General features: G+C 69.8%; 20 protein-coding genes and 1 pseudogene. 9 read left to right on the forward strand and 12 right to left on the reverse strand.

Annotated features, from left to right (window positions below; all coding sequences use genetic code 11):
• Complete coding sequence (locus G6N10_RS07910; RefSeq protein WP_085097019.1) at positions 1 to 1,230, forward strand: glycosyltransferase family 4 protein; 1,230 nt, start codon at positions 1 to 3, stop codon at positions 1,228 to 1,230.
• An 11-nt stretch (positions 1,231 to 1,241) separates the two neighbouring features.
• Here the strand turns inward: G6N10_RS07910 and G6N10_RS07915 are convergent, their stop codons facing one another.
• Entirely contained in the window at positions 1,242 to 1,982 is a 741-nt protein-coding gene (locus tag G6N10_RS07915; RefSeq protein ID WP_085097016.1) for an acyltransferase, read from the reverse strand.
• 122 nt (positions 1,983 to 2,104) lie between these two features.
• On the opposite strand from G6N10_RS07915, the gene G6N10_RS07920 reads away from it, so the two are divergent.
• Positions 2,105 to 3,385: an outer membrane protein assembly factor BamB gene (locus tag G6N10_RS07920; protein WP_085097011.1), complete on the forward strand. Its 1,281-nt coding sequence runs from the start codon at positions 2,105 to 2,107 to the stop codon at positions 3,383 to 3,385.
• Positions 3,386 to 3,422: 37 nt separating this feature from the next.
• On the opposite strand, the gene G6N10_RS07925 is transcribed toward G6N10_RS07920, so the two are convergent.
• Complete coding sequence (locus G6N10_RS07925) at positions 3,423 to 4,124, reverse strand: esterase (protein ID WP_085097008.1); 702 nt, start codon at positions 4,122 to 4,124, stop codon at positions 3,423 to 3,425.
• A 189-nt stretch (positions 4,125 to 4,313) separates the two neighbouring features.
• Here G6N10_RS07925 and G6N10_RS07930 point away from each other — a divergent pair, with 189 nt between their 5' ends.
• Positions 4,314 to 5,867 carry an alanine/glycine:cation symporter family protein gene (locus G6N10_RS07930; RefSeq protein ID WP_085097004.1) on the forward strand — a complete coding sequence of 518 codons (1,554 nt, stop codon included), beginning with the start codon at positions 4,314 to 4,316 and terminating at the stop codon, positions 5,865 to 5,867.
• Here G6N10_RS07930 and G6N10_RS07935 read toward each other — a convergent pair.
• The 7 genes and pseudogenes from G6N10_RS07935 to ctaD form a co-directional block, all read right to left on the reverse strand.
• Positions 5,860 to 7,029, reverse strand: coding sequence for a THUMP-like domain-containing protein (locus G6N10_RS07935; RefSeq protein ID WP_085097203.1), 1,170 nt, complete (start codon positions 7,027 to 7,029; stop codon positions 5,860 to 5,862). The two genes, G6N10_RS07930 and G6N10_RS07935, sit on opposite strands and share 8 nt — an antisense overlap.
• Before the next feature lie 209 nt (positions 7,030 to 7,238).
• Positions 7,239 to 8,207, reverse strand: a pseudogene (locus tag G6N10_RS07940) (class I SAM-dependent methyltransferase); the annotation flags it as partial.
• A gap of 62 nt (positions 8,208 to 8,269) precedes the next feature.
• Positions 8,270 to 9,025, reverse strand: coding sequence for an enoyl-CoA hydratase (locus G6N10_RS07945; RefSeq protein ID WP_085097001.1), 756 nt, complete (start codon positions 9,023 to 9,025; stop codon positions 8,270 to 8,272).
• Entirely contained in the window at positions 9,022 to 9,825 is an 804-nt protein-coding gene (locus tag G6N10_RS07950) for an NUDIX hydrolase (RefSeq protein WP_085096998.1), read from the reverse strand. The genes G6N10_RS07945 and G6N10_RS07950 overlap by 4 nt, the downstream gene beginning before the upstream one ends.
• A gap of 31 nt (positions 9,826 to 9,856) precedes the next feature.
• On the reverse strand, positions 9,857 to 10,711 hold the full coding sequence (locus G6N10_RS07955) for an ABC transporter ATP-binding protein (RefSeq protein WP_085096995.1): 855 nt from the start codon (positions 10,709 to 10,711) through the stop codon (positions 9,857 to 9,859).
• Between the two features lie 236 nt (positions 10,712 to 10,947).
• The gene (serB, locus tag G6N10_RS07960) at positions 10,948 to 12,177 is read right to left on the reverse strand and encodes a phosphoserine phosphatase SerB (RefSeq protein ID WP_085096993.1); all 1,230 of its coding nucleotides are present in this window, start codon (positions 12,175 to 12,177) and stop codon (positions 10,948 to 10,950) included.
• A gap of 31 nt (positions 12,178 to 12,208) precedes the next feature.
• Positions 12,209 to 13,921 carry an aa3-type cytochrome oxidase subunit I gene (gene ctaD, locus G6N10_RS07965; protein WP_085096990.1) on the reverse strand — a complete coding sequence of 571 codons (1,713 nt, stop codon included), beginning with the start codon at positions 13,919 to 13,921 and terminating at the stop codon, positions 12,209 to 12,211.
• A gap of 219 nt (positions 13,922 to 14,140) precedes the next feature.
• Between ctaD and G6N10_RS07970 the strand changes: the two genes are divergently transcribed.
• The 3 genes from G6N10_RS07970 to G6N10_RS07980 all read left to right on the forward strand — a co-directional run bounded on the left by G6N10_RS07970 (position 14,141) and on the right by G6N10_RS07980 (position 16,747).
• A complete protein-coding gene (locus G6N10_RS07970) occupies positions 14,141 to 15,244 on the forward strand; it encodes an iron-siderophore ABC transporter substrate-binding protein (RefSeq protein WP_407663974.1) in 1,104 nt (367 codons plus the stop codon).
• Positions 15,245 to 15,282: 38 nt separating this feature from the next.
• On the forward strand, positions 15,283 to 15,558 hold the full coding sequence (locus G6N10_RS07975; RefSeq protein ID WP_085096987.1) for a YciI family protein: 276 nt from the start codon (positions 15,283 to 15,285) through the stop codon (positions 15,556 to 15,558).
• 139 nt (positions 15,559 to 15,697) lie between these two features.
• A complete protein-coding gene (locus G6N10_RS07980) occupies positions 15,698 to 16,747 on the forward strand; it encodes an NAD(P)-dependent alcohol dehydrogenase (RefSeq protein ID WP_085096985.1) in 1,050 nt (349 codons plus the stop codon).
• A 109-nt stretch (positions 16,748 to 16,856) separates the two neighbouring features.
• Here the strand turns inward: G6N10_RS07980 and G6N10_RS07985 are convergent, their stop codons facing one another.
• From G6N10_RS07985 to G6N10_RS07995, 3 genes are all read right to left on the reverse strand, one after another.
• Positions 16,857 to 17,180 carry a DUF3349 domain-containing protein gene (locus tag G6N10_RS07985; protein ID WP_234810584.1) on the reverse strand — a complete coding sequence of 108 codons (324 nt, stop codon included), beginning with the start codon at positions 17,178 to 17,180 and terminating at the stop codon, positions 16,857 to 16,859.
• A gap of 95 nt (positions 17,181 to 17,275) precedes the next feature.
• Positions 17,276 to 18,238: a class 1b ribonucleoside-diphosphate reductase subunit beta gene (gene nrdF / locus G6N10_RS07990; RefSeq protein ID WP_085096982.1), complete on the reverse strand. Its 963-nt coding sequence runs from the start codon at positions 18,236 to 18,238 to the stop codon at positions 17,276 to 17,278.
• A gap of 159 nt (positions 18,239 to 18,397) precedes the next feature.
• Positions 18,398 to 19,153 carry a TetR/AcrR family transcriptional regulator gene (locus G6N10_RS07995; RefSeq protein WP_407663975.1) on the reverse strand — a complete coding sequence of 252 codons (756 nt, stop codon included), beginning with the start codon at positions 19,151 to 19,153 and terminating at the stop codon, positions 18,398 to 18,400.
• 198 nt (positions 19,154 to 19,351) lie between these two features.
• Here G6N10_RS07995 and G6N10_RS08000 point away from each other — a divergent pair, with 198 nt between their 5' ends.
• The 3 genes from G6N10_RS08000 to G6N10_RS20355 are packed head-to-tail and all read left to right on the forward strand — an operon-like array spanning position 19,352 to position 22,965.
• Entirely contained in the window at positions 19,352 to 20,530 is a 1,179-nt protein-coding gene (locus G6N10_RS08000; protein WP_085096980.1) for an NAD(P)/FAD-dependent oxidoreductase, read from the forward strand.
• A 49-nt stretch (positions 20,531 to 20,579) separates the two neighbouring features.
• Positions 20,580 to 22,559 (forward strand): hypothetical protein, encoded by a 1,980-nt coding sequence (locus tag G6N10_RS08005; RefSeq protein WP_234810583.1) that lies wholly within the window; start codon positions 20,580 to 20,582, stop codon positions 22,557 to 22,559.
• Entirely contained in the window at positions 22,546 to 22,965 is a 420-nt protein-coding gene (locus G6N10_RS20355) for a PGDYG domain-containing protein (protein ID WP_234810582.1), read from the forward strand. The genes G6N10_RS08005 and G6N10_RS20355 overlap by 14 nt, the downstream gene beginning before the upstream one ends.
• Positions 22,966 to 22,981: the final 16 nt, after the last annotated feature.

The raw sequence follows: 22,981 nt of genomic DNA on the forward strand, positions 1-22,981 counted from the left end.
ATGAAGGTTCTGCTCGTCTCCTGGGAATACCCGCCGGTGGTCATCGGCGGGCTGGGCCGCCACGTCCACCACCTGGCCATCGAACTGGCGGCCGCCGGCCACGACGTCGTCGTGCTGTCGCGGCGCCCGTCGGACACCGACCCGAGCAGCCACCCGAGCACCGATGAGGTCCACGAAGGCGTGCGGGTCGTCGCGGCCGCCCAGGACCCGCACGAATTCGGCTTCGGCACCGACATGATGGCCTGGGTGCTGGCGATGGGGCACTCGATGATCCGCGCCGGCCTGGCGCTCGGCGACTGGCGCCCCGACGTGGTGCACGCGCACGACTGGCTGGTCGCCCACCCGTCCATTGCGCTGGCCGAATTCTTCGATGTGCCACTGGTTTCCACCATCCACGCCACCGAGGCCGGCCGGCACTCCGGCTGGGTGTCCGGGCGGGTCAGCCGCCAGGTGCACGCGCAGGAGTCCTGGCTGGTGCACGACTCCGATTCGCTGATCACCTGCTCGACCTCGATGCGCGAGGAGCTCAGCCGGCTGTTCGGGCCCGGACTGTCCGAGATCAACGTCATCCCGAACGGAATCGACACCGCCGGTTGGCCGTTCGCCGAACGCGAGCCGCACGACGGGCCCGCCGAACTGCTGTTCTTCGGCCGGCTGGAATACGAGAAGGGGGTGCACGACCTGATCGCCGCGCTACCCCGGATCCGTCGCACCCACCCGGGTACCACCCTGACCATCGCCGGTGATGGCACCCAGCAGGATTTCCTGACCGCCCAGGCCCGCAGGCACAAGGTGCTCAAGGCGACGAAATTCATTGGCCGCGTTGACCATCGGCAACTGCTCGATCTGCTGCGGCGCGCCGACGCCGCGGTGCTGCCCAGTCACTACGAACCGTTCGGCATCGTCGCGCTGGAGGCCGCCGCCACCGGCACTCCGCTGGTCACCTCGAACGTCGGCGGCCTCGGCGAGGCCGTCATCGACGGGCAGACCGGGGTGTCCTTCCCGCCGCGCGACGTGGCCGCACTGGCCGACGCGGTCCGCCGCGCCCTCGATGACCCGGCCGCCGCGCAACGCCGCGCGCTGGCCGCCCGCGAGCGCCTGACGTCGGACTTCGCCTGGCACACCGTCGCCGAACACACCGCCGAGGTGTACCTGTCGGCCAAGCGCGGCGAGCGCAACCCGCAGCCGCGCCGGATGATCGTCGAACGCCCGCTGCCCGACTACGGCTGAGGCGTCCGGCGCTACTTGAGGGTCTTCTTCTTGCGCTCGATGTCGGCCAGCGCGGCCTGGTAGGCGGCCCGCTCGGCCGCGGTGGCCTCCCAGTCGGTCAGCCGGTTCTTGACGGCCTTGGCCGGCGCGCCGACCGCGATCGAGAAGTCCGGGATGTCGCCCTTGACCACGGCGTGCGCGCCAAGCACGCAACCGCGCCCGATCCGGGTGTTGCGAAGCACCGTCACCTTCGCCGCGATCCAGGTGTCCGGCCCGATCCGGACCGGGCCCTTGATGATGCCCTGGTCCTTGATCGGCAACTCGATGCTGTCCATCTTGTGGTCGAAGTCGCAGATGTAGCACCAGTCGGCCATCAGCACCGAGTCACCGAACTCGATGTCGATGTAGGTGTTGATGACGTTGTCGCGGCCGAAGACCACCTTGTCGCCGATGCGCAGCGAGCCCTCGTGGCAGCGGATGGTGTTCTTGTCCCCGATGTGGACCCAGCGACCGATCTCCATCTGCGACAGTTCCGGGGTCGACTGGATCTCCACGCCCTTGCCCAGGAACACCATGCCCCGGGTGATGATGTGCGGATTGGCCAGCTTGAACTTCAGCAGCCGCCAGTAGCGGACCAGGTACCACGGCGTGTAAGCGCGATTGTTGAGCACCCACTGCAGCGATTCGCGGGTCAGGAACCTGGCCTGGCGCGGATCGCGCAACCGCTGGCCCCGCCACCGCTTGTGGATCGGGGCGCCCCACATCGTCGTCATGGCGCAAAAGCCTATCCGGCGCTGCCCGCACCGCCGCCACGAGGCCGCGGCGGCGACGCGTTAGTCTCGTGACGCTGGCGAAATCAGGCGATCACGCCGTGCTGAGTAAGGGGACGAGACTGGTGCTTCGGCGATTGGCCGCGTTGGCCGGCACGCTGTCGGTGCTTGCCGCCGCGGGCTGCACGAACACCGACCACTGGGTCGAGGCCGCCCCGTCGCTGGGCTGGTCGGCGCCCTATGCCGACGCCGCCAACAGCAGCTACACCGACCGCGCCGGGGCCCGCGAGCTGACCGCGGACTGGACCCGGTCGGTCAAGGGCACCCTGGGCGCCGGCGTCGCGCTGGGCACCAACAACTACCTGGCGCTCAACGCCCAGACCGAGACCGGCTGCTCGCTGATGGTGTGGGAGATCGACAACAACGCCCGGCAGCGCTGGTGCACCCGGCTGTGGCCGGGCGGCGGTTTCGCCGGACCGCTGATGGACGGCTTCGACAACCTCTACATCGGCCAGCCGGGGGCGATCGTGTCGTTCCCGCCGACCCAGTGGATCCGCTGGCGCCAGCCGGTGATCGGGATGCCGCAGACCCCGCGCCTGCTGGCCGACGGTCAACTGCTGGTGGTCACCCACCTGGGCCAGGTGCTGGTCTTCAACGCCCACCGCGGCACCGTCGAGGGCACCCCGCTGGACCTGGTGTCCGGGCTGGACCCCACCGACTCCGAGCGGGGCCTGGCCGACTGCGCGCCGGCGCGCGCCGAATGCCCGGTGGCCGCCGCCCCGGCGTTCTCGCCGAAGTCGAACGCGATCGTGCTGAGCATCTGGCAGCCCGGCGCCGAGGCCGCCACCCTGGTCGGGCTTCGGTACCGGCCCGGAAACTCTCCGCTGGTCAGCCGGGAATGGACCAGCGACGCCGTCGCCGCCGGAGTGCTGGCCGCCCCGGCGCTGTCGGCCGACGGCCGCACCGTCTACGTCAACGGCCGCGACCGCAAGCTGTGGGCGCTGGACGCCGAGACCGGCGCGGTGAAATGGTCGTCGCCGCTGAAGTTCCTGGCCCAGACCCCGCCGACGGTCGCACCGGACGGCACCCTGATCGTCGGCGGCGGCCCGAAGACCGCGCTGGTGGCGCTGCGCGACGAGGGTGACCGCGCCACCGAACTGTGGCGGCGCACCGAGGTGAACCCGCTGACCACCGCCAGCCAGGCCGGCCCCGAGTTGGCCTACACCGTGGCCGCCGACGGCGACGGGATGGCCCTGCTGGTGTTCGATACGCGCGACGGCAGCACCGTCAACAGCTATCCACTGGAGCGTGCCGCCGGCTTCCCGGTCGGGGTGTCACTCGGCAGCGACCGCTCGGTGATCGCGGCGACCAGCGCCGGCCAGGTCTACGGCTTCCGGGCCGACTGACCGGGCGGTTTCGGGCCGCGGCGCGCGAGCCTCGCCGTCAGGCCAGCATCGCGTCGACGGCGCTGCGCGGGATGGCGACCGAAAAGTTGCCGGCCGCCTCGGGCAGCAGCGCCCCGCGATCGAAGAAGAAGATCAGCGTGTCGTTGGTGATGGCGAAGTTCTGGTAGATCCGTGGATCCAGGCCCGCGTCGTCGTGGACGACGACGGCGTCACCGAACTGTTCGGCGATGCTCGCCCGCACCAGCGGCAGGATCACCGGGAACGGGTCGGTGTCCTCCCGGAACAGGGTGTCGATGGTGATCGCCTTGCGGTAGCCCTGGTCCCAGTTGAACGCCTTGTAGAACGTCGTGGGATGCGCCCCGCCGACCCATTCGTAGCTCTCCAGCACCACCGTCTGGGTGCCCCGCGGCGGCACCGCCGAGTTGTACTCGGTTGCCTTGGTCTCCAGCACGTACGGCGAGACCCGGGCGTCGGAGTTGCGGGCCAGGTTCAGGAACCCGTCGCGGGTCTGCTTGACGTAGTCCAGCAGCGGGCGCTGGTTCGGGTACAACGCCGGGAAGGTGATGTCGACGGAGTAACCCGGGTCGCTGATCTTGACCTCACAGGTGTTGCCGACCTGCACGCCGTCGATGTCGCTGCACTTCGGCGGGGCCGCCGAGGCGGTACCCAGACCGGCGGTGGCGGCCAGGGCGGCGGCCGCCAGCGTCGAGGAAACGGCGGCCGGAATCGAGGTGCGCATTGGTCAGACAATACCGATGACGGCCCGCCGGGGCGAAAACTTGCAGTTCAGGGCGACGCAGCGGGCAAGCCCGGCAATCCCGGCGCGGGCCAACCGGCATCCGGTCGCCGGTTCGACACACATCGCCAACGGCACCCTGCGAGGATCAATCGGCACATCCCTATGCCACACAGCTGGAGGCCGGCACCGGTGACCGAATTTCTCAACACCCTCAACGGATACATCTGGAGCAACGCGCTGATCTTCCTGTGTCTGGGCGCCGGGGTGTACTTCTCCATCCGGTCGCGGTTCGTGCAGGTGCGTCAGGTCCCGGAGATGCTGCGGCTGATGCTCAAGGGCGAGAAGTCGCCGTCGGGGGTGTCGTCGTTCCAGGCCCTGACCATGTCGCTGGCCGGGCGGGTCGGCACCGGCAACATCGCCGGGGTGGCCACCGCCATCGCGTTCGGCGGCCCGGGCGCGATGTTCTGGATGTGGGCGGTGGCGTTCCTCGGGGCCTCCACGTCGTTCGTGGAGTGCACCCTCGGCCAGATCTACAAGGTCCGGGACCGCCTCACCTACGAGTACCGCGGCGGCCCGGCCTACTACCTGAGCCGGGGCCTGGGCCACACCCGCGTCGCGCCGCTGTTCAAGGTGTACGGCGCCGTGTTCGCGTTGGTGACCGTGCTGGCCTGCGGGCTGCTTTTGCCCAGCGTGCAGTCGAACTCGATGGCCGTGGCGATGGAGAACGCCTGGGGCATGTCGACCTGGTGGGTCGGGGTGGGCACGGTGATCCTGCTGGCCTTCATCATCATCGGCGGCGTCAAGCGCATCGCCACCTTCGCCTCGATCGTGGTGCCGTTCATGGCGGTGCTCTACATCGTGCTGGCCCTGATCATCGTGATGGCCAACGCCTCGGCGCTGCCCGGAGTGGTCAAGATGGTGTTCGCCAGCGCCTTCGGCGCCGACGCCGCGTTCGGCGCGATCGTCGGCTCGGCGATCATGTGGGGCGTCAAGCGCGGCATCTACTCCAACGAGGCGGGCCAGGGCACCGGACCGCACGCCGCCGCGGCCGCCGAGGTGTCCCACCCGGCCAAGCAGGGCCTGGTGCAGGCCTTCGCGGTGTACGTCGACACCCTGTTCATCTGCTCGGCGACCGGGTTCCTGATCCTGTCCACCGGCGCCTACCGCGTCTTCGAGGGTGAGAGCGCGACGGGGGCGGTGATCGCCTCGGGCGGGGCGTTGCCGTCCAGCGTGGTGGAGGTCGGCCCGGCCTACGCGCAGATCGGGTTCGACACCCTGTGGTCCGGCGCGGGCGCCAGCTTCATCGCCGTTTCACTGGCGTTCTTCTGCGTGACCACGATCATCGCCTACTACTACATGGCCGAGACCAACCTGCGGTTCCTGATCGGCCGGTTCGCGACCGTCAGCGTCCCGCTGATCCGCGGCACCGTCGGGTCGAACCTGACCATGGTGCTGCAGGCACTGATCCTGGTGTCGGTGATGAGCGGGGCGGTCTCCACCGCCGCCGAAGCGTGGACCCTCGGCGATGTCGGCGTCGGGCTGATGGCCTGGCTGAACATCGTCGGCATCATGATCCTGCAGCAGCCCGCGTTCAAGGCGCTGCGCGACTTCGAACGGCAGAAGAAGGCCGGCCTGGATCCGATGTTCGACCCGATCGCGCTGGGCATCCGAAACGCGAAATTCTGGGAGAACTACGACCCGAAGACCGGCAAGGACAAGGTGCCGGCAACCGCCCTCAGCTGACCGGCGGTGTGGCCAGGCAGATGAAGGCCGTCGCCCGCGCCGCGGCACCCGCACCGATCCGGGTGAGCACCACCGTCAGCGCCCGGGCGCCCCGCGGCTTGAGCCGACGGCGCAGCGCGTCGGGGTCGATGTCCAGACCGCGCACCAGGATCTCCAGCGGACCGCAGTCTCGCGCAGCCAGGGCCGCCTTCAGCCGCCGTTCGCTGTACGGCAACTCGTCGAGCACCTCGAAGCCGCGCACCCCGGCGGGCAGCGCGTCACCGGACAGGTAGGCGATCTGCGGGTCCAGCTGCCACAGACCGTGTCGCGCGGCGTACTGGCGGACCAGCCCGGCCCGCACCACCGCGCCGTCGGGGTCGACGATCCAGCGCCCCGCCGGGGCAACCGGACAATCGTCGGGCTCGGCGTCGGTGAGGGTCTCGGCGCGGTCCAGTACCGACGCCCGCCGGCGCACCCCCGGCTCGGCCAGCCCCGGCGACCACAGGCACGCCTCACGCACCGAGCCCGACCAGGACGTCACCTCGATCTCCCCGGCGAACCCCAGCTCGGCCAGCCCGGCAAAGTCGATGCCGGGCGCACATTTCACCGCCAGATCGCGGCCGGCGTACACCTCGAGCACGCCGTCCAGCGGCGGCAGGTAGGCCGCCGGGTCGAAGCGGCGCCGGCCGCCGCTGCGCCGCGCCGGATCGATGACGACGACGGTGTCACCGGTGATCGGATGCAGCGCGTCGGCGCGGCACCACAGCGCGGCCGCCCCGAGGTTGTGCCGGGCCATCGCCAGCCGCACCTCGTCGAGATCGCTGCCGATCAGTCCCGACGCCACCGGGGCCAACGCGGCGACCTCGGTGCCGATCGAGCAGGTGGCGTCGTGGACCGCGCGCCCGGCCAGCCGGGCCGCCCGATGCGCGGCCACCGGTGCGGCGGTGGCCTGCTGCAACGCCTCGTCGGTGAACAACCAGTCGCCGGTTCCGGGCAGCTTCGCCACGGCCCGGCGGCGCAGCAGGGTGGTTTCCACCAGGACCCCGGTCCGCTCGCCGTACCGGGCGCGCAGCGCACCGATTTCGGCGACCCGGTCGGTCAGCGGCGCCTCGGCCACCTCGGCCAGCGCCGCGACCCCGGCCTCCGATGTCAGATAGCCGACGTCGGAGACCGTGAAGTTCAGGACGGCGTCGCTCCGTCGGCCGGCTTCGTGCCGGTCACGGCGCTGTCCCCGGCCACGGGGGTGGCCGGCTTCGGCCCGTCCTGCGGTTTGGTGCCGGTCACGGCGCTGTCCCCGGCCACGGGGGTGGCCGGGGTCGGCCCGTCCTGCGGTTTGGTGCCGGTCACGGCGCTGTCCCCGGCCACGGGGGTGGCCGGGGTCGGCCCGTCCTGCGGTTTGGTGCCGGTCACCATTACGTTGTAGAACCAGCCCTTGGGCACCACCCGGCGCCACACGTTGGCGTCGACCCAGCTCAGCGTGGTCCAGCTGCCGAAGGCGAATTTCGCCCAGCCCCAGCCCAGCTTGCCGGGCGGCACGGTCGATTCGAAGGTCCGCACCGGCCAGCCCAGCATGGCGGCGGTGAACTCCTCGCTGGCGGTCGCGACCTGCACCGCACCCGCGTTGCGGGCCATCTGCTCCAGCTCGGCGGGGTCGAAGGTGTGCAGGTCGACGATCCATTCCAGCGCCGCGGCGCGGGAGTTCTCGTCAAGCTCGGCCTGCGAACGTCGCCAGCTGGCCAGGCCCGGCAACTTCATCGCCGCCACCGTCGATTTCCAGGTCAGGTCCGCGAGCCGGCGGGCATAGGCGTTGCCGACCGTGGTGGGCTCACCGGCGAAGATGAACCGGCCACCCGGCTTGAGCACCCGAACCACCTCGCGCAGCGACAGCTCGACGTCGGGAATGTGGTGCAGCACCGCGTGCCCGACGACCAGGTCGAAGGTGTTGTCCTCATACGGGATGCCCTCGGCGTCGGCGACCCGGCCGTCGATGTCCAGGCCCAGGCCCTGCCCGTTGCGGGTCGCCACCTTCACCATGCCCGGCGACAGATCGGTGACCGACCCGCGGCGGGCCACCCCGGCCTGGATCAGGTTCAGCAGGAAAAAGCCGGTGCCGCAGCCCAGCTCCAGGGCCCGGTCATAGGGCAGCTCGCGCTGCACCTCGTCGGGGACGATGGCGTCGAAGCGGCCACGCGCGTAGTCGATGCAACGCTGGTCATAGGAGATCGACCACTTGTCGTCGTAGCTCTCGGCCTCCCAGTCGTGATAGAGGACCTGGGCGAGCTTGGTGTCGTGCCTGGCCGCCTCGACCTGTTCCGCGGTGGCGTGCGGGTTGGGGGCGGGCGACTCGTGCGTGCTGGTCATGGGGAAACCTAAATGTCGATCAGCCATCCGCGGATGGCCAGGGTATGGGGATTGAGCCCAGCCTAAACGACGACCGGGCTCGAACTGGAATCCTGTCCGGCCAGCAACGCGGCATAGCGGCGACTGGCCTCCGCCGGGTCGCAGCGGCCGTCGATGATCGCCTTGGCCGCCGCAACCGCCGCCGCGGGGACGTCCAGGAACCGCTGCGCCCGGGCCAGTGCCGCGTCGTACACCCCGTCGGGGGCGACGAGCTCATCGACCAGTCCCAGCTCGAGGGCCTCCTCCGCGCCGACGAATCGTCCGCTGAACACCAGGTCCTTGGCCTGACCCCGGCCGACAACCTCGGTCAGCGCGGCCAGCGCCGGGGCGTCGGGGATCAGCCCGGCCAGGACCTCGGTGGCCCCGACCTTGATGTTGTCGCCGGCCACCCGCCAGTCCGCGGCCAGCGCCAGCGTCAGGCCCGCGCCCAGCGCGTAACCGGTCACCGCTGCGACGGTCGGCTTGCCGATCGCGGCGACGGCCGCGATGGCCTGGGCCCGAACCTCTGCCCCGACCTCCGCGCCTGCGGCGTCCAGGGTCCGCAGCTCGGGCATGTCGTCGCCGGCGCAGAACATTTCATGTCCGCCGAACAGGATCACCACGGTGATGTCATCGCGCCGGTCCACCTCCTGCGCGGCGTCGGTGAGCTCGCGGCACAGCTGGCGGGTCAACGCATTGGTCGGTGGCCGGGACAGCAGCAACACCCCGACGCCCGGGGTACCCGGATCGGTGTGAACGCTGACGAACTCGCGGGGATGGTGCGGGCGGGCGTGGGTCACGGAGCCCGCCCGGCGCGCGCGGCGTTGTAGCGGTCGCTGTCGAAGAACTCGATCTCCCAGTTGCCGTTGCGCTGGGTCAGATGCGGCTGCACCGCGGTGATCCGGCGCTGCACCGCCAGCACCTCGGCAACGGTGCGCCCGGCCAACGAATCCAGCTGTGTCCAGGTCGGCGGCAGCAGGAAGCTGCGGCTGGCGGCGAAGTCCGCCAGGGCCGCCTCCGGGGTGGCCCAGTCAGCGCGATCGGATTCGGTGTTCTCCCCGTCGGCGCGCTGGCCGGCCGGCAATGCGCCGACGAAGAAGTAGGTGTCGTAGCGACGGGTGCGCTCCTCCTTCGGGGTCACCCAGTTCGCCCACGGCCGCAGCAGGTCGGCGCGCAGGGTCAGTCGCTCGTCGCGCAGGAAGTCGCCGAAGGACAGGCTGCCCGCCGCCAGCGCCGCGCGCTGGTCGGCGTACACCCCGGCGTCGTCGACCAGCAGATCGGCATCGTCGGCCGGCCCGGCGAACAGCACCCCGGACTCCTCGAAGGTCTCCCGGGCGGCGGCGCACACCAGGGCGCGCGCCAGCTCATCGTCGATGCCGAACCGTTCGGCCCACCAGGTCGGCTCGGGGCCGTGCCAGGCGATGCCGGGGCGGCCGTCCCGCTCGTCGACCCCGCCGCCGGGGAACACGATCACCCCGCCGGCGAACTCCATCGCCCGGTGCCGGCGCATCAGGAACACGTTGATGCCGGCCGGGGTGTCGCGGACCAGCATCACCGTCGCGGCCGGCCGGACCGGCAACGGCTCGGGGGCCGTCGTCATCGGCCCCGCCCCGTCATCGATTCGTTGGTCACTATTGCCTCCTGTGTGCGGCCCGGGTACGAACCCGGCGCGCGAAGTAACGGCCGTCGATGACGTCGAGGCCGATGGACTGGCCGAACGCCGTGGTCAGGTTCTCCGCGGTGAGCACGTCGCCGAGCAGCCCCGCGGCCACCGGCTTGCCCTCGGCCAGCAGCAGGCCGTGGGTGAATCCCGGCGGGATCTCCTCGACGTGATGGGTGACCAGCACCATCGCCGGCGCGTCCGGGTCCGCGGCCAGATCCGAGAGCCGGGCCACCAGCTCCTCGCGGCCACCGAGGTCCAGGCCCGCGGCGGGCTCATCGAGCAGCAGCAGCTCCGGGTCGGCCATCAGCGCGCGGGCGATCAACACCCGCTTGCGCTCCCCCTCCGACAGGGTGCCGAAACGACGGTCCGCCAGGTGCTCGGCGCCGACGCTTTCCAGCATGTCGATCGCCCGGGCGTAGTCGACCTCGTCGTAGGTCTCCCGCCACCGGCCGAGCACCGCGTACCCGGCCGAAACGACGAGATCCCGGACCACCTCATCGTCGGGTACCCGCTGAGCCAGTGCGGCGCTGGACAGTCCGACCCGGTAGCGCAGCTCGGCGGCGTCGGTGCGGCCCAGCCGCTCCCCCAGCACGTAGGCGACCCCGGTCGACGGGTGCTCCATGGCCGCCGCGATACGCAGCAGCGACGTCTTGCCCGCACCGTTGGGCCCGAGCACCACCCAGCGCTCGTCGAGCTCGACCTGCCAGCTGATCGGACCGACCAGCACCTGCCCGCCGCGGCGCAGCGTGAGATTGCGGAAGTCGATCAGCAGATCGGGATCCGTGGGAGCGTCGTCGGTCGAGTCCGAGCCGGAAGCTGGCACCAGGCCATCGTAATCAACCGCCTTCGCTCCGCTCAGACCGGCGGGAGCTCCACTCGGCTCGAACCAACCGCCGAGCTGTTCGCCCCCGCCTTCGCTCCGCTCAGACCGGCGGGAGCTCCACTCGGCTCGAACCAACCGCCGAGCTGTTCGCCCCCGCCTTCGCTCCGCTCAGACCGGCGGGAGCTCCACTCGGCTCGAACCAACCGCCGAGCTGTTCGCCCCCGCCTTCGCTCCGCTCAGACCGGCGGGAGCTCCACTCGGCGGAACGTCCCGTCCTTGGCGTCAGCGGCCTCGATCTCCGCCCGGGTCACCCCGAGCAGGAACAGCACGGTGTCCAGGTAGGGGTGGCTCAACGACGCGTCCGCGACCTCCCGCAGCGCCGGCTTGGCGTTGAACGCCACCCCGAGGCCCGCCGCGGCGAGCATGTCGATGTCGTTGGCCCCGTCGCCGACGGCCACCGTCTGCTCCATCGGCACCCCGACCTCGGCGGCGAACGCCCGCAGCGCCTTGGCCTTACCCGGGCGGTCGACAATCTCGCCAACCACCCGGCCGGTCAGCTTGCCGTCCTCGACCTCCAGCACATTGGCCGCGACGAAGTCCAGCGCCAGCTCGTGCGCCAGCGGGTCGATGATTTCCCGAAACCCGCCCGAAACGACCCCGCAGCGGTAGCCCAGCCGGCGCAGCGTGCGCAGCGTGGTCCGGGCACCCGGGGTCAGCTCGATCTCGTCGGCCACCTCGTCGAGCACCTCGACCGGCAGCCCGGCCAGGGTGGCGACCCGCTCGCGCAGGGATTCGGCGAAGTCCAGTTCGCCGCGCATGGCGGCCTCGGTGATCGCCGCGACCTTGGCCTCGGCGCCGGCCCGGGCGGCCAGCATCTCGATGACCTCGCCCTGAATCAGCGTCGAGTCGACGTCGAACACGATCAGCCGCTTGGCCCGACGGGACAGCCCGTGCTGCTCGACCGCGACGTCGACGCTCTCGGCGGCCGCCACCCGGGCCAGGGTGCTGCGCAGCGCCTCATCGACATCGTCGGGCACCGACACCCGCAGCTCCAGCCCGGTCACCGGATAGTCCGAAACCCCGCCGATGGTGTCGATGTTGACCCCCAGCGCGGCGATCTCGCGGGCCAGCACGGCGAACGCGGTCGCGGTGATCGGGCGGCCCAGCACCACGATGCAGTGCGTCGAGGGCGCCGCGACCGGGATGCCGTCGCTGCGCTCCATCGTCACGTTCAGGCCGACACCGTGAACGGCGCCCTCCACCCGGATCCGGAATGCCGAGCCGGGGCCGGTGGGGCCGGGATCGTTGATCAGCACCCCGAGCGACAGCTGGCCGTTGATCACGACCTGTTCGACGTTGAGCAGCTGCGCGTCCAGCGCGGCCAGCGCCTCGAACAGCGCCGAGGTGACACCGGGGCGGTCCACGCCGGTGACGGTGATCAGCACCGTGGTGTCCGGTGCGCTCATCGTCGACCGCCGTGGACCGGCGAAACCCCGATCAACTGGTGTGCGTGGGCGTGTGGTCGCGGCCGACGTGCGCCTCGGCACGCATCCGCTCCACCATGTGCGGGTAGTGCAGCTCGAACGCGGGGCGCTCGGACCGGATCCGCGGCAGCTCGGTGAAGTTGTGCCGCGGCGGCGGGCAACTGGTCGCCCACTCCAGCGAGTTGCCGTAGCCCCACGGATCATCGACCGTGACGAGCTCACCGAAGCGCCAGCTCTTGAACACGTTCCACACGAACGGCAGCACCGACAGGCCGAGGATGAACGAACCCACCGTCGAGATGACGTTCAGCTCGGTGAAGCCGTCGGAGGCCAGGTAGTCGGCGTAGCGGCGCGGCATGCCCTCGTTACCGACCCAGTGCTGCACCAGGAAGGTGGTGTGGAAGCCGATGAAGGTCAGCCAGAAGTGCAGCTTGCCCATCCGCTCGTCGAGCATCCGGCCCGTCATCTTCGGGAACCAGAAGTACACGCCGGCGTAGGTGGCGAACACGATGGTGCCGAACAGCACGTAGTGGAAGTGCGCCACCACGAAGTAGGTGTCGGAGACGTGGAAGTCGATCGGCGGGCTGGCCAGCATGACGCCGGACAGGCCACCCAGCAGGAAGGTGAAGAAGAAGCCCAGCGAGAACAGCATTGGTGTCTCGAAGGTCATCTGCCCCTTCCACATGGTGCCCAGCCAGTTGAAGAACTTGATACCGGTCGGCACCGCGATCAGGAAGGTCATGAAAGAGAAGAACGGCAGCAGCACCGCACCGGTGGCGAACATGTGGTGCGCCCACACCGCCACCGACAGCGCGGCGATCGACAGCGTCGCGTAGATCAGCGTGGTGTACCCGAAGATCGGCTTGCGGGAGAACACCGGGAAGATCTCGCTGACGATGCCGAAGAACGGCAGCGCGATGATGTACACCTCTGGGTGTCCGAAGAACCAGAACACGTGTTGCCACAGGATGACGCCGCCGTTGGCTGGGTCATAGACGTGTGCGCCGAAGTGTCGGTCGGCGACCAGCGCCAGCAGCGCGGCGGTCAGGATCGGGAACACCAGCAGCACCAGGATCGAGGTGACCAGGATGTTCCAGGTGAACACCGGCATCCGGAACATCGTCATGCCCGGAGCGCGCATGCAGACCACGGTGGTGATCATGTTGACGCCACCGAGGATGGTGCCCAGACCACCGACGGCCAGGCCGAAGATCCACAGGTCCGCGCCGGCGCCCGGCGAGTGGATCGCGTCGCTCAGCGGCGTGTACGCGGTCCAGCCGAAGTCGGCGGCGCCACCGGGGGTGATGAAGCCACCCAGCGCGATCAGCGCACCGAACAGGAACAGCCAGAACGACAGCGCGTTCAGCCGCGGGAACGCCACGTCGGGGGCGCCGATCTGCAGCGGCAGCACCAGGTTGGCGAAGCCGAACACGACCGGGGTCGCGTAGAACAGCAGCATCGCCGTGCCGTGCATGGTGAACAGCTGGTTGAACTGCTCGTTGGACAGGAACTGCAGGCCGGGCATCGCCAACTCGGTACGCATCAGCAGCGCCATCAGGCCGCCGATGAAGAAGAAGGCGAAGCACACGATGCAGTACATGATGCCGATCAACTTGTGATCGGTCGTCGTGATCATCTTGTAGAGCAGATTGCCCTTGGGGCCGATCCGCTCCCTGTACGGACGGGTGGCCTCAAGTTCTCCCCGAGGGGGCGCTTCGGCGGTCAAGAGCTCCTCCAAACACATCCATACCTGCGGGGAGAACAACCCTCCCCGGGGCGATTTCTGTCTCGATCCTAACCCCCCGCGTGGCATCTGGCGGGGCGGGTCCGACATTGCGTCGTAGATCCGCCGAGAATACTGCCGCAGAACTCCGGATGCGATCCCGGCGGGCGCCACGATTCGCTCGGGAACCACCGTGCCCGACCCGGGTGTTAACGTCGGGCCGTGCAGTTGCCAGCCGTGCGACCGGGCGTCGCGATCGCCGCCGTGGCGGCCTGTTCAGCCGTCGTCCTGACCCTGGCCAACGGCTGCTCGGCGGATCACGACGCGGCCCCGGCCGCGCCCGCCACCAGCATCGCCACCAGCACCACTCAGGTCGCGGGTGCCGGCGTGCTGGGCAACCAGCGCCGGCCCGACGAGTCCTGCGCGGCCGAACCCGCCGCCGCCGACAGCGGTGCCGACTCCATCCGGGTGGATTCCGGCACCGATCGCGGCGAGGTCGACGTGCCCGCCGACCCGCAGCGCATCGTCGCGATGTCGGTCGACCAGCTCGACGCCCTGTGCGCCCTGGGCCTGCAGTCGCGCATCGTCGGCGCGGCCACCGCCAGCCCCGGCGGCGACCAGCCGTCGTACCTGGGCACGGTGGTGCACGACCTGCCGAAACTGGGCCCCCGGGAGGATCCCGATCGCGCCGCCATCGCCGAGGAGCACCCCGACCTGATCCTCGGCTCAACCGCGCAGCCCGGGGCCTCCTACGCGGACCTGGCCGCCATCGCCCCGACGGTGTTCACCGGATCCCCGGGCGCGGACTGGCAGCAGACGCTGCGCACGGTGGGGATTGCCACCGGGCGGGCCGACGCCGCCGAGGCGTTGATCCGGGAGTTCACCGAACAGGCCGCCCAGGCCGGGATCGCCAACGACGCCACCCACTTCCAGGCCTCGATCGTGCAGCTGACCGAGGACGGGGTGCGGGTGTTCGGGACCGACAACTTCCCGGCCACCGTGCTGGCGGCCATCGGCGTCGACCGTCCGGCCGATCAGCGATTCAGCGACACGCCCTACACCGAGATCGGGGTGGGCGGCGGCCAGTTGGCCACCGCCGACCTGTCCGCCGCCGACGGCGACATCGTCTACGTGTCGTTCTCCTCGCGCGCGGCCAAGGATCACGCGCCACAGATCCTCGACAGCGACAGCTGGCGCAAGCTGTCCGCGGCCCGGGACAACCGGGTGTTCATCGTCAACAACGAGGTGTGGCACAGCGGCGCCGGGCTGGTCGCCGCGCGGGGCATGCTCGACGACCTGCGCTGGCTCAACGCTCCGATCAACTGAGGCACCGATCAACTGACGCACCGGAGGAAGGTCCCGCCATGTTCCATGTTCTGACCCTGACCTACACCCAGCCGCTCGACGTCGTCGACCAGACCCGGCCGGCCCACCTGGAGTGGCTGCAGCGCGAGATCGACGCCGGACGGCTGCTGGTGTCCGGGCGCCAGGAGTCCGGCCAGGGCGGGGTGCTGATCACCGCCGACATCGACCCTGCGGCGGTCGACGAGCTGATCGCCAACGATCCGTACCAAATCGCCGGCCTGGTCCGCTACGAGCGGCTCGGCTTCAATCGCGGGCGGTGCGCGCCGGGCCTGTAGCCCGCGAAACGCCCCCGGCACGCCGGGACTGAATCGCCGGGTGAACCGCGTTACACCCACATCGAGTCGGATCGATCCAAGAAAACGCTTTGATAGTCTATATAATTCATCCTATGTACCGAGCCCCGGGAGGCACCCGATGACCCAGACCGTCGCCGCCTACGCCGCCACCTCCGCGACCGCGCCGCTGACCAAGACCACCATCGAACGCCGTGACGTCGGACCGCACGATGTCGCGTTCGACATCAAGTTCGCCGGCATCTGCCATTCCGACATCCACACCGTCCGCGGCGAGTGGGGCCGGGCCAACTATCCGGTCGTTCCCGGGCACGAGATCGCCGGCGTGGTGACCGCGGTCGGCGCCGAGGTGACCCGCTACCAGGTCGGCGACCGCGTCGGCGTCGGCTGCTTCGTCGACTCCTGCCGCGACTGCGAGAACTGCCAGGCCGGCCTGCAGCAGTACTGCACCGGCGCCGGCGGCATGCGCGGCACCTACAACTCCACCGAACGCGACGGCTCCCCCACCCAGGGCGGCTACAGCCAGGCCATCGTCGTCAACGAGAACTACGTGCTGCGCATCCCCGACTCCATCCCGCTGGACAAGGCCGCTCCGCTGCTCTGCGCCGGCGTGACGCTGTACTCGCCGTTGCGGCACTGGAAGGCCGGACCGGGCCGCAAGGTCGCCGTCGTCGGGCTCGGCGGGCTCGGGCACATGGGCGTCAAACTGGCCGCCGCGATGGGCGCCGAGGTGACCGTGCTGAGCCAGTCCCTGAAGAAGATGGAAGACGGATTGCGTTTGGGCGCAAGCCATTACTACGCCACCAGCGACCCGGACACCTTCACCAAACTGGCCGGCAGCTTCGACCTCATCCTCAACACGGTGTCGGCCAATCTGAATCTGGGCGCCTACCTGAACCTGCTCAAGGTCGACGGCACCCTGGTCGAACTCGGCATGCCCGAGCACGCCATGGAGGTGCCGCCGTTCCCGCTGGCCGGGATGCGCCGCAGCCTGTCCGGCTCGATGATCGGCGGCATCCCAGAGACTCAGGAGATGCTGGATTTCTGCGCCGAGCACGACGTCACCCCGGAGATCGAGGTGATCGACGCCTCCTACGTCAACGAGGCCTACGAGCGGGTGCTGGCCTCCGATGTGCGCTACCGGTTCGTCATCGACACGGCAACCATCTGACCGCACCACCAGCTGACCGCACCACCAGCTGACCGAAATACCAGCTGACCGAAATACCGAAAGCGCCGGCCAGGCGAGTGCCTGGCCGGCGCTTTTCGTTCGGTACCGGTCAGTCCTGGTGGCCCACACCGGCCAGCGGCCAACCGGCAGCCGCCAGCCGGGACGCCACCCGCCGCACATCCTCGGGGTCGGGCTCCCGATTGACCACCTCGCGGATGAACTCCTCGATCTCGTCGCGGTCGATCACGCCGTCCTCCAGCGCCGGGGAACCCGACGCGGTCAGCTCGCGGATGACCTGACGGATCTCGTCGTCGGTCAGCGGGGTGTCCCGCAGCAGGGCCAGCAGCGGCACCCGGTCGGCACCCGGCACACCCTCCGGGTAGCCCCCGCGCAGCCAGTCCAGAATCGAATTCAGCGTCGATGCGACAGTCACATCACCAAGTCTGCGGTGCCGCGGGTCCAATGCCAAATGCCGCAGACACCGCTGACCCGCCGTTCATCCGACGTTCACCGCCGCCGAGAAGGCCCCTAGAAGGCCCAGTCCTCGTCCTCGGTGACGACGGCCTTGCCGATGACGTAGGACGAGCCGGACCCGGAGAAGAAGTCGTGGTTCTCGTCGGCGTTGGGGCTCAGCGCGCTCAGGATCGCCGGGTTGACGTCGGTCTCATCGCGCGGGAACAGCGCCTCGTAGCCCAGGTTCATCAGGGCCTTGTTGGCGTTGTAGCGCAGGAACTTCTTCACGTCCTCGGTCAGCCCGACCTCGTCGTAGAGATCCTGGGTGTACTCGACCTCGTTGTCGTACAGCTCGAACAGCAGCTCGTAGGTGTAGTCCTTGAGCTCGGCGCGCTTGGCCTCGTCGACCAGCGCCAGGCCCTTCTGGAACTTGTAGCCGATGTAGTAGCCGTGCACGGCCTCGTCGCGGATGATCAGCCGGATCATGTCGGCGGTGTTGGTGAGCTTGGCCCGGCTGCTCCAGTACATCGGCAGGTAGAAGCCGGAGTAGAACAGGAAGCTCTCCAGCAGGGTGGAGGCCACCTTGCGCTTGAGCGGCTCGTCGCCCTTGTAGTACTGCAGCACGATCTCAGCCTTGCGCTGCAGGTTCGGGTTCTCCTCGGACCAGCGGAACGCCTCGTCGATCTCGGTGGTGGAGCACAGCGTGGAGAAGATCGAGCTGTAGCTCTTGGCGTGCACCGACTCCATGAAGGCGATGTTGGTGTACACCGCCTCCTCGTGCGGGGTCAGCGCATCCGGGATCAGGCTGACCGCGCCGACGGTGCCCTGAATGGTGTCCAGCATGGTCAGGCCGGTGAACACCCGCATGGTCAGCTGCTTCTCGTGGGCGGTCAGGGTGCCCCAGGACGGGATGTCGTTGGACACCGGAACCTTCTCCGGCAGCCAGAAGTTGCCGGTCAACCGGTCCCAGACCTCGGCGTCCTTTTCGTCCTGCAGCCGGTTCCAGTTGATCGCCGAAACACGATCGATGAGCTTCATTCCCTCAGACACCTTGACCCCTTAGAAACTTGGTTCACGCGGCTGCGAACCGACGTGGCTGACGGGCTCGGACTGTGCTGCCGACGCCGTGCCCGCAACACTACAACTAGTGTCCGACAACACGGGCGAACACAACACTTTGTGTCGGGCGTGTTGAGATCAGTCGGCCTTGACGGGCCGTGGCACGGCCTGGTGGATGGGCAGATCCGGGTCGATCCGAATACCCAGCACGGCCGTGGTGGCGGTGACCGTGCCCAGCATGATGGTGCCCAGATGCTCGACGAACTGCTCCCGCGGCATCCTGCGCGAGTCGTCCCCGGTCGGACCCAGCCACCAGTCGGTGGCCGACGCCGCCGCCCCGAACGTCGCGAACGCGGCGAGTTCCAGCGCGTCTTGATCCAACTCGAAGTCGGCCAGCTCGTTGCTGAACAGCTCGGCCAGTGCCAGCGTGATGCCGCGCCCCTCGTTGACCGCCCGCATCGTCGCCTCGGCCTGGTCCGGGAACCTGCCCTGCAGCACGAACCGCACCACGTTGGGGTGCTGGTCGACCAGCGCGACGTAATGCTCCAGTGCCCCGCGAATGACCTCGGCGGCCGGGTCGGTGGCGATGTCGATGACCGGATAGATCTCGGCCCACAGCATGTCGCGCAACCGCTCGCTGATGGCCTGGAACAGGTCGGACTTGTCGGTGAAGTGCCGGTAGATCTTCGGCTTGGCGGTACCGGCCTCCTCGGCGATCTCCCGCACGCTGACGTCCGGCCCGCGCCGGTCGATGGCACGGAACGCGGCGTCGACGATCTCGGCACGCACCTTCAAGCGATGCTCACGCCAGCGTTCGGTGCGGGCGTCGACCCGCACGGGTGCGGCGTCGGAACCCTCGGCGGTGTTCGGCTTCGGCCGCGACCCAATACGCACCCCAGCACTGTACTCGGCACGCCAGTGCGGGTCCGGTCCGCAAGATCGCCTCGGCGGCGGGGGGAGAACGCCCGGGACCGGTCGGCCGCCCATGGTTCCCACCAGCCCGTACCGGCGCAGCGCAAACGGCACCTCGGCACACTCGGCTAGCATTTGATGCCGTCGGTCCACGACAGCCAATCGGGGAGAAAACATTCTGTGAGCAAGCGATACGACCTCATCGTCGCCGGCGCCGGGCCGGCGGGATCCGCCGCCGCCTGGCAGGCGGCCCAAACCGGCGCGAACGTGCTCATCCTGGACAAGGCCGAGTTTCCCCGCGACAAACCCTGCGGCGACGGCCTGACCGCCCGCGCGGTGAGCTATCTGCAGAAGATGGGCCTGAGCCGCGAGTTGGAGAAGTTCCACCGCGTCAACGGTGTGCTGGTACACAGCCCGAGCGACTGGGAACTGAGTTTCCCCCGCCGCCCCGGCATGCCGGACTACGGGCTGGTGGTGCGCCGCCCGGTGCTCGACACCCTGCTGCTGCGGCACGCCGGCGCCGCCGGGGCCGAGGTCCGGGAGTCCGCCGAGGTGGTGGCCCCGCTGCAGGACGCCACCGGCCGGGTCACCGGGGTGAAGCTCAAGGGCGGGGAGACGATCTCGGCCGATGCGGTGATCGCCGCCGACGGCTCCTACTCCCCCATCAAGCGGGCACTGAACCTGGATTCGGAGTACAACGGGTACTCGGCGATCGCGATCCGCGCCGAGATGGCGGCCAACCGTCCGGACTCGGACATGCTGGAGATCTACCTGCAGCTGCTGTTCCGCGGCGACCAGTTGCCCGGCTACGGCTGGATCTTCCCGATGGGCGGCGGCCGGGTGAACATCGGCCTGGGCTACATCAACAGCTACCGCAACTGGCAGCAGATCAACGCCACCAGCTACCTGGGCGAATTCCTCGAATCGCTGCCCGCGGACTGGGAGTTGCCCTCGATCGAGGAGCTCAAGAAGTCCAAGGAGGTCCGGGCCTGGCGACTGCCGATGGGCTTCACCGCCTGGCCGCCGTGGCGGCCCGGGGTGCTGTTCGCCGGCGACGCGCTCGGGGCCGGCAAGCCGGTCTCGGGGGCGGGGATCTCCAAGGCGCTGGAGTCCGGGATGGCCGCCGGGGAGTGCGCGATCGCGGCACTGACCAACGGCGGCCCCGACGACTTCACCAACTACGAGCAGCGGATGCAGGCGGCCTGGGGCAGTGAATACCGCCGCGGCCGGATGTTCCACAAGCTGGTCGGCTATCCGAAGGTCGCCGCGGCCGGGCTGCGGCTGCTGGACAACCACACGTTCCGGGACCGGCTGCTCAAGTCGCTGTACAAGAAGGCCCAGGGCCCGGACCACACCTAAAGCGAGTCGAACAACCCTGGCGGTGTTCGACACGCTTTAAGCTACGGCGATGGGCAGCATCGACCGATGGACGCTGGCCCGGGGGGCGCTCGGGACGCTGGCTGCGGTGGTGCTGGGCTACCTGGCGGTGCTGGCCGTGTGGCCACAGTTGCGCACCGGGTTGCCTGGTTGGATCGGCTGGTTCGGCCGGCCGCATTCGGCGCTGAGCATCGGCATCGCGGTCGCGGTCCTCGCGGCTCTGGCGTTCGCGCTCAACCACGCCGGCCGCGGCCGGCGTTCGGCGGCGCCGATCGCCGTGGTCGCCGGCCTGGCGTCGATCAGCGCGGTGTTGGGGTTGATTTCCTACGCGTCCTGTCACGACGAGACCCACCCACCGTTCTTCACCCCGCTGGTGTGGACCGCCGCGCTGGTCAAGGGCGGTTCGCCGGAACAGGCCCTGGGTGCCGGGCCGTGCCCCGCCCAGGTGCCGGTGGCCCTGGCGGTGGCGCAGTTGTGTGCACTGGCCGCGGTGTTCCTGTCCGTGCTGGGCGTGGCGACCGCCCTGTTCCAGGGCCGACTGGATCGGCTGCGGGTGTATTTCGCCTCGGCTGCCACGGTGATCGTCGACATCGACGACGACGCGGTGCCCATGGTGATCGCGGTCGCTCGGTCCCAGGGTCGAGGCGCGACCCTGGCGGTACTGACCGACAGTCCCGACCGCCCCTGTGTGGCCGAGGCCCGCAACGCCGGCGCCCGGATCGTGACGGTGGACTTCAGTCGGCCGGAGTCGGTGACGGGCCTGCGCGCCTGGCGTGGTCTGCAGCGGCTGTACCTGTTGTCCTCCGATCCGTCGGCCAATCTGAGTAGGCTTGCGACGATCACACCGGCGGTACGGAATGCCGGTGCCGGACAGCGGATCCCGCTGATCGTTCGGATCGACGACCCGTGGCAGGCGGTGTCCTGGCGGGCCCGCCAGTTCGGCGGCACCGACACCAGTTGGGCCGCCGACGCGGTGGGCCGCTATGAGGTCACCGCGACCCGGCTGCTGGACCGGGTGCTGTCCGACGAACGCGTGGGCCGCATCCTGATGGTCGGAACCTCCCAGCTGACCCTGGCGCTGTGTGCCGAGATGTCCCAACGCCAACTGGAGCGCGACTACTACGCGGCGCCCGGGGAGCGATCCCTGCCGGATCTCACCCTGATCGGCTTCGATGCCGAGGAGTACCGCACCGACCACGTGTTCGCCCGCGGCCAGCTCGGCCTGCCTGCCGACCGCCCGCCGATCACCGCGATCGCCGACACCCCGACACCGGCGCTGCTGGCCGAGGCCCTGGGCACCGACCCGGCCGGCACCGCGGTGATCTTCGTCGACGCAGATCCGTTGACCGGCAGCGGAACCCGGCTGGCCGCCCGGTTCCCGGACACCGCGATCTACGCCTGGGATCCCGCGGCGCGCGGGGCCGAGGATCGGATCGCGGTGGTGGGGCGACTGCAGACCTATCGGCTGAGCATGGATCTGCCCGACGGGCTCGCCCAGGACGGTTGGGAACGCGCGGCCCGGCTGATCCATGAACGCTATGTCGCCGAGTCCGGCAGCACCGGGCCGGCCGGGCGGCCGTGGGACGAGCTGGACCCGTTCTATCGGGAGTCCAACCGGCGCCAGGTCCGCAACGCACTGCGGATCGTCGAGCAGTACGGCGGGCACACCTGGAACACCTGGGGCACCCCGGCCGGGGACTGGCCCGATGTGTCCCGGCTGGGCCGGCCGCCGCTGGAACAGCTGGCCCAGTTGGGATTCGACCGCAACGCCGCGCTGGCGATGGCCCGCGCCGAACACGAGGACTGGTGCGGCTACTACCGCGCGCACGGCTGGCGGCACGGTCCGGTCCGCGACAATTCGGCGAAGCTCCACGACAAGCTGGTCGACTGGGACCGCATCGAGGCCGATCCCAGGGCCCTGAACGCCGCGCTGGCCAGCCTGGCCGCGACCCTGACCAAGCTCGTCGAGCTGGGTTACCGCTCCCGGTCGGTGCAGCATGCCGACGCCTGATCGCGATCCGGCCTGGCGGCGATTCGAGCGGGCCGGCGAGGTGATCGCCGAGCAGGTGTTCGAGCCCTGGAGGTGGACGACCGAATCCGGCGAGGTGCTGTCGGCCGAGGCCGGGGACTGGCGGCTGCGGGCGGAGCCGGGCGGCGCGTCCTGGTCGGTGCGCGACGACATCTTCCGGTCCACCCACCGGCACCTAGCCGGAGATCGTTGGCGGCGCACCGGTTCCGTTTCGGCCAGACCCGCCGCACCCGGGGAGATGATCGACACGCTGGAGGGTCCGGTCACCGCCGCCGCGGGCGACTGGGTGATCCGCGGCGACGCCGGCGAGTGCTGGCCGGTGAGCGCGGCGGAATTCTCCCGCCGCTACGCACCGATCGAACCACCCCCGGGCGCGCGGCCCGACTGAGATCCGAACGACTGCG

The organism is Mycolicibacterium fallax, from assembly GCF_010726955.1.
Lineage (GTDB): Bacteria > Actinomycetota > Actinomycetes > Mycobacteriales > Mycobacteriaceae > Mycobacterium > Mycobacterium fallax.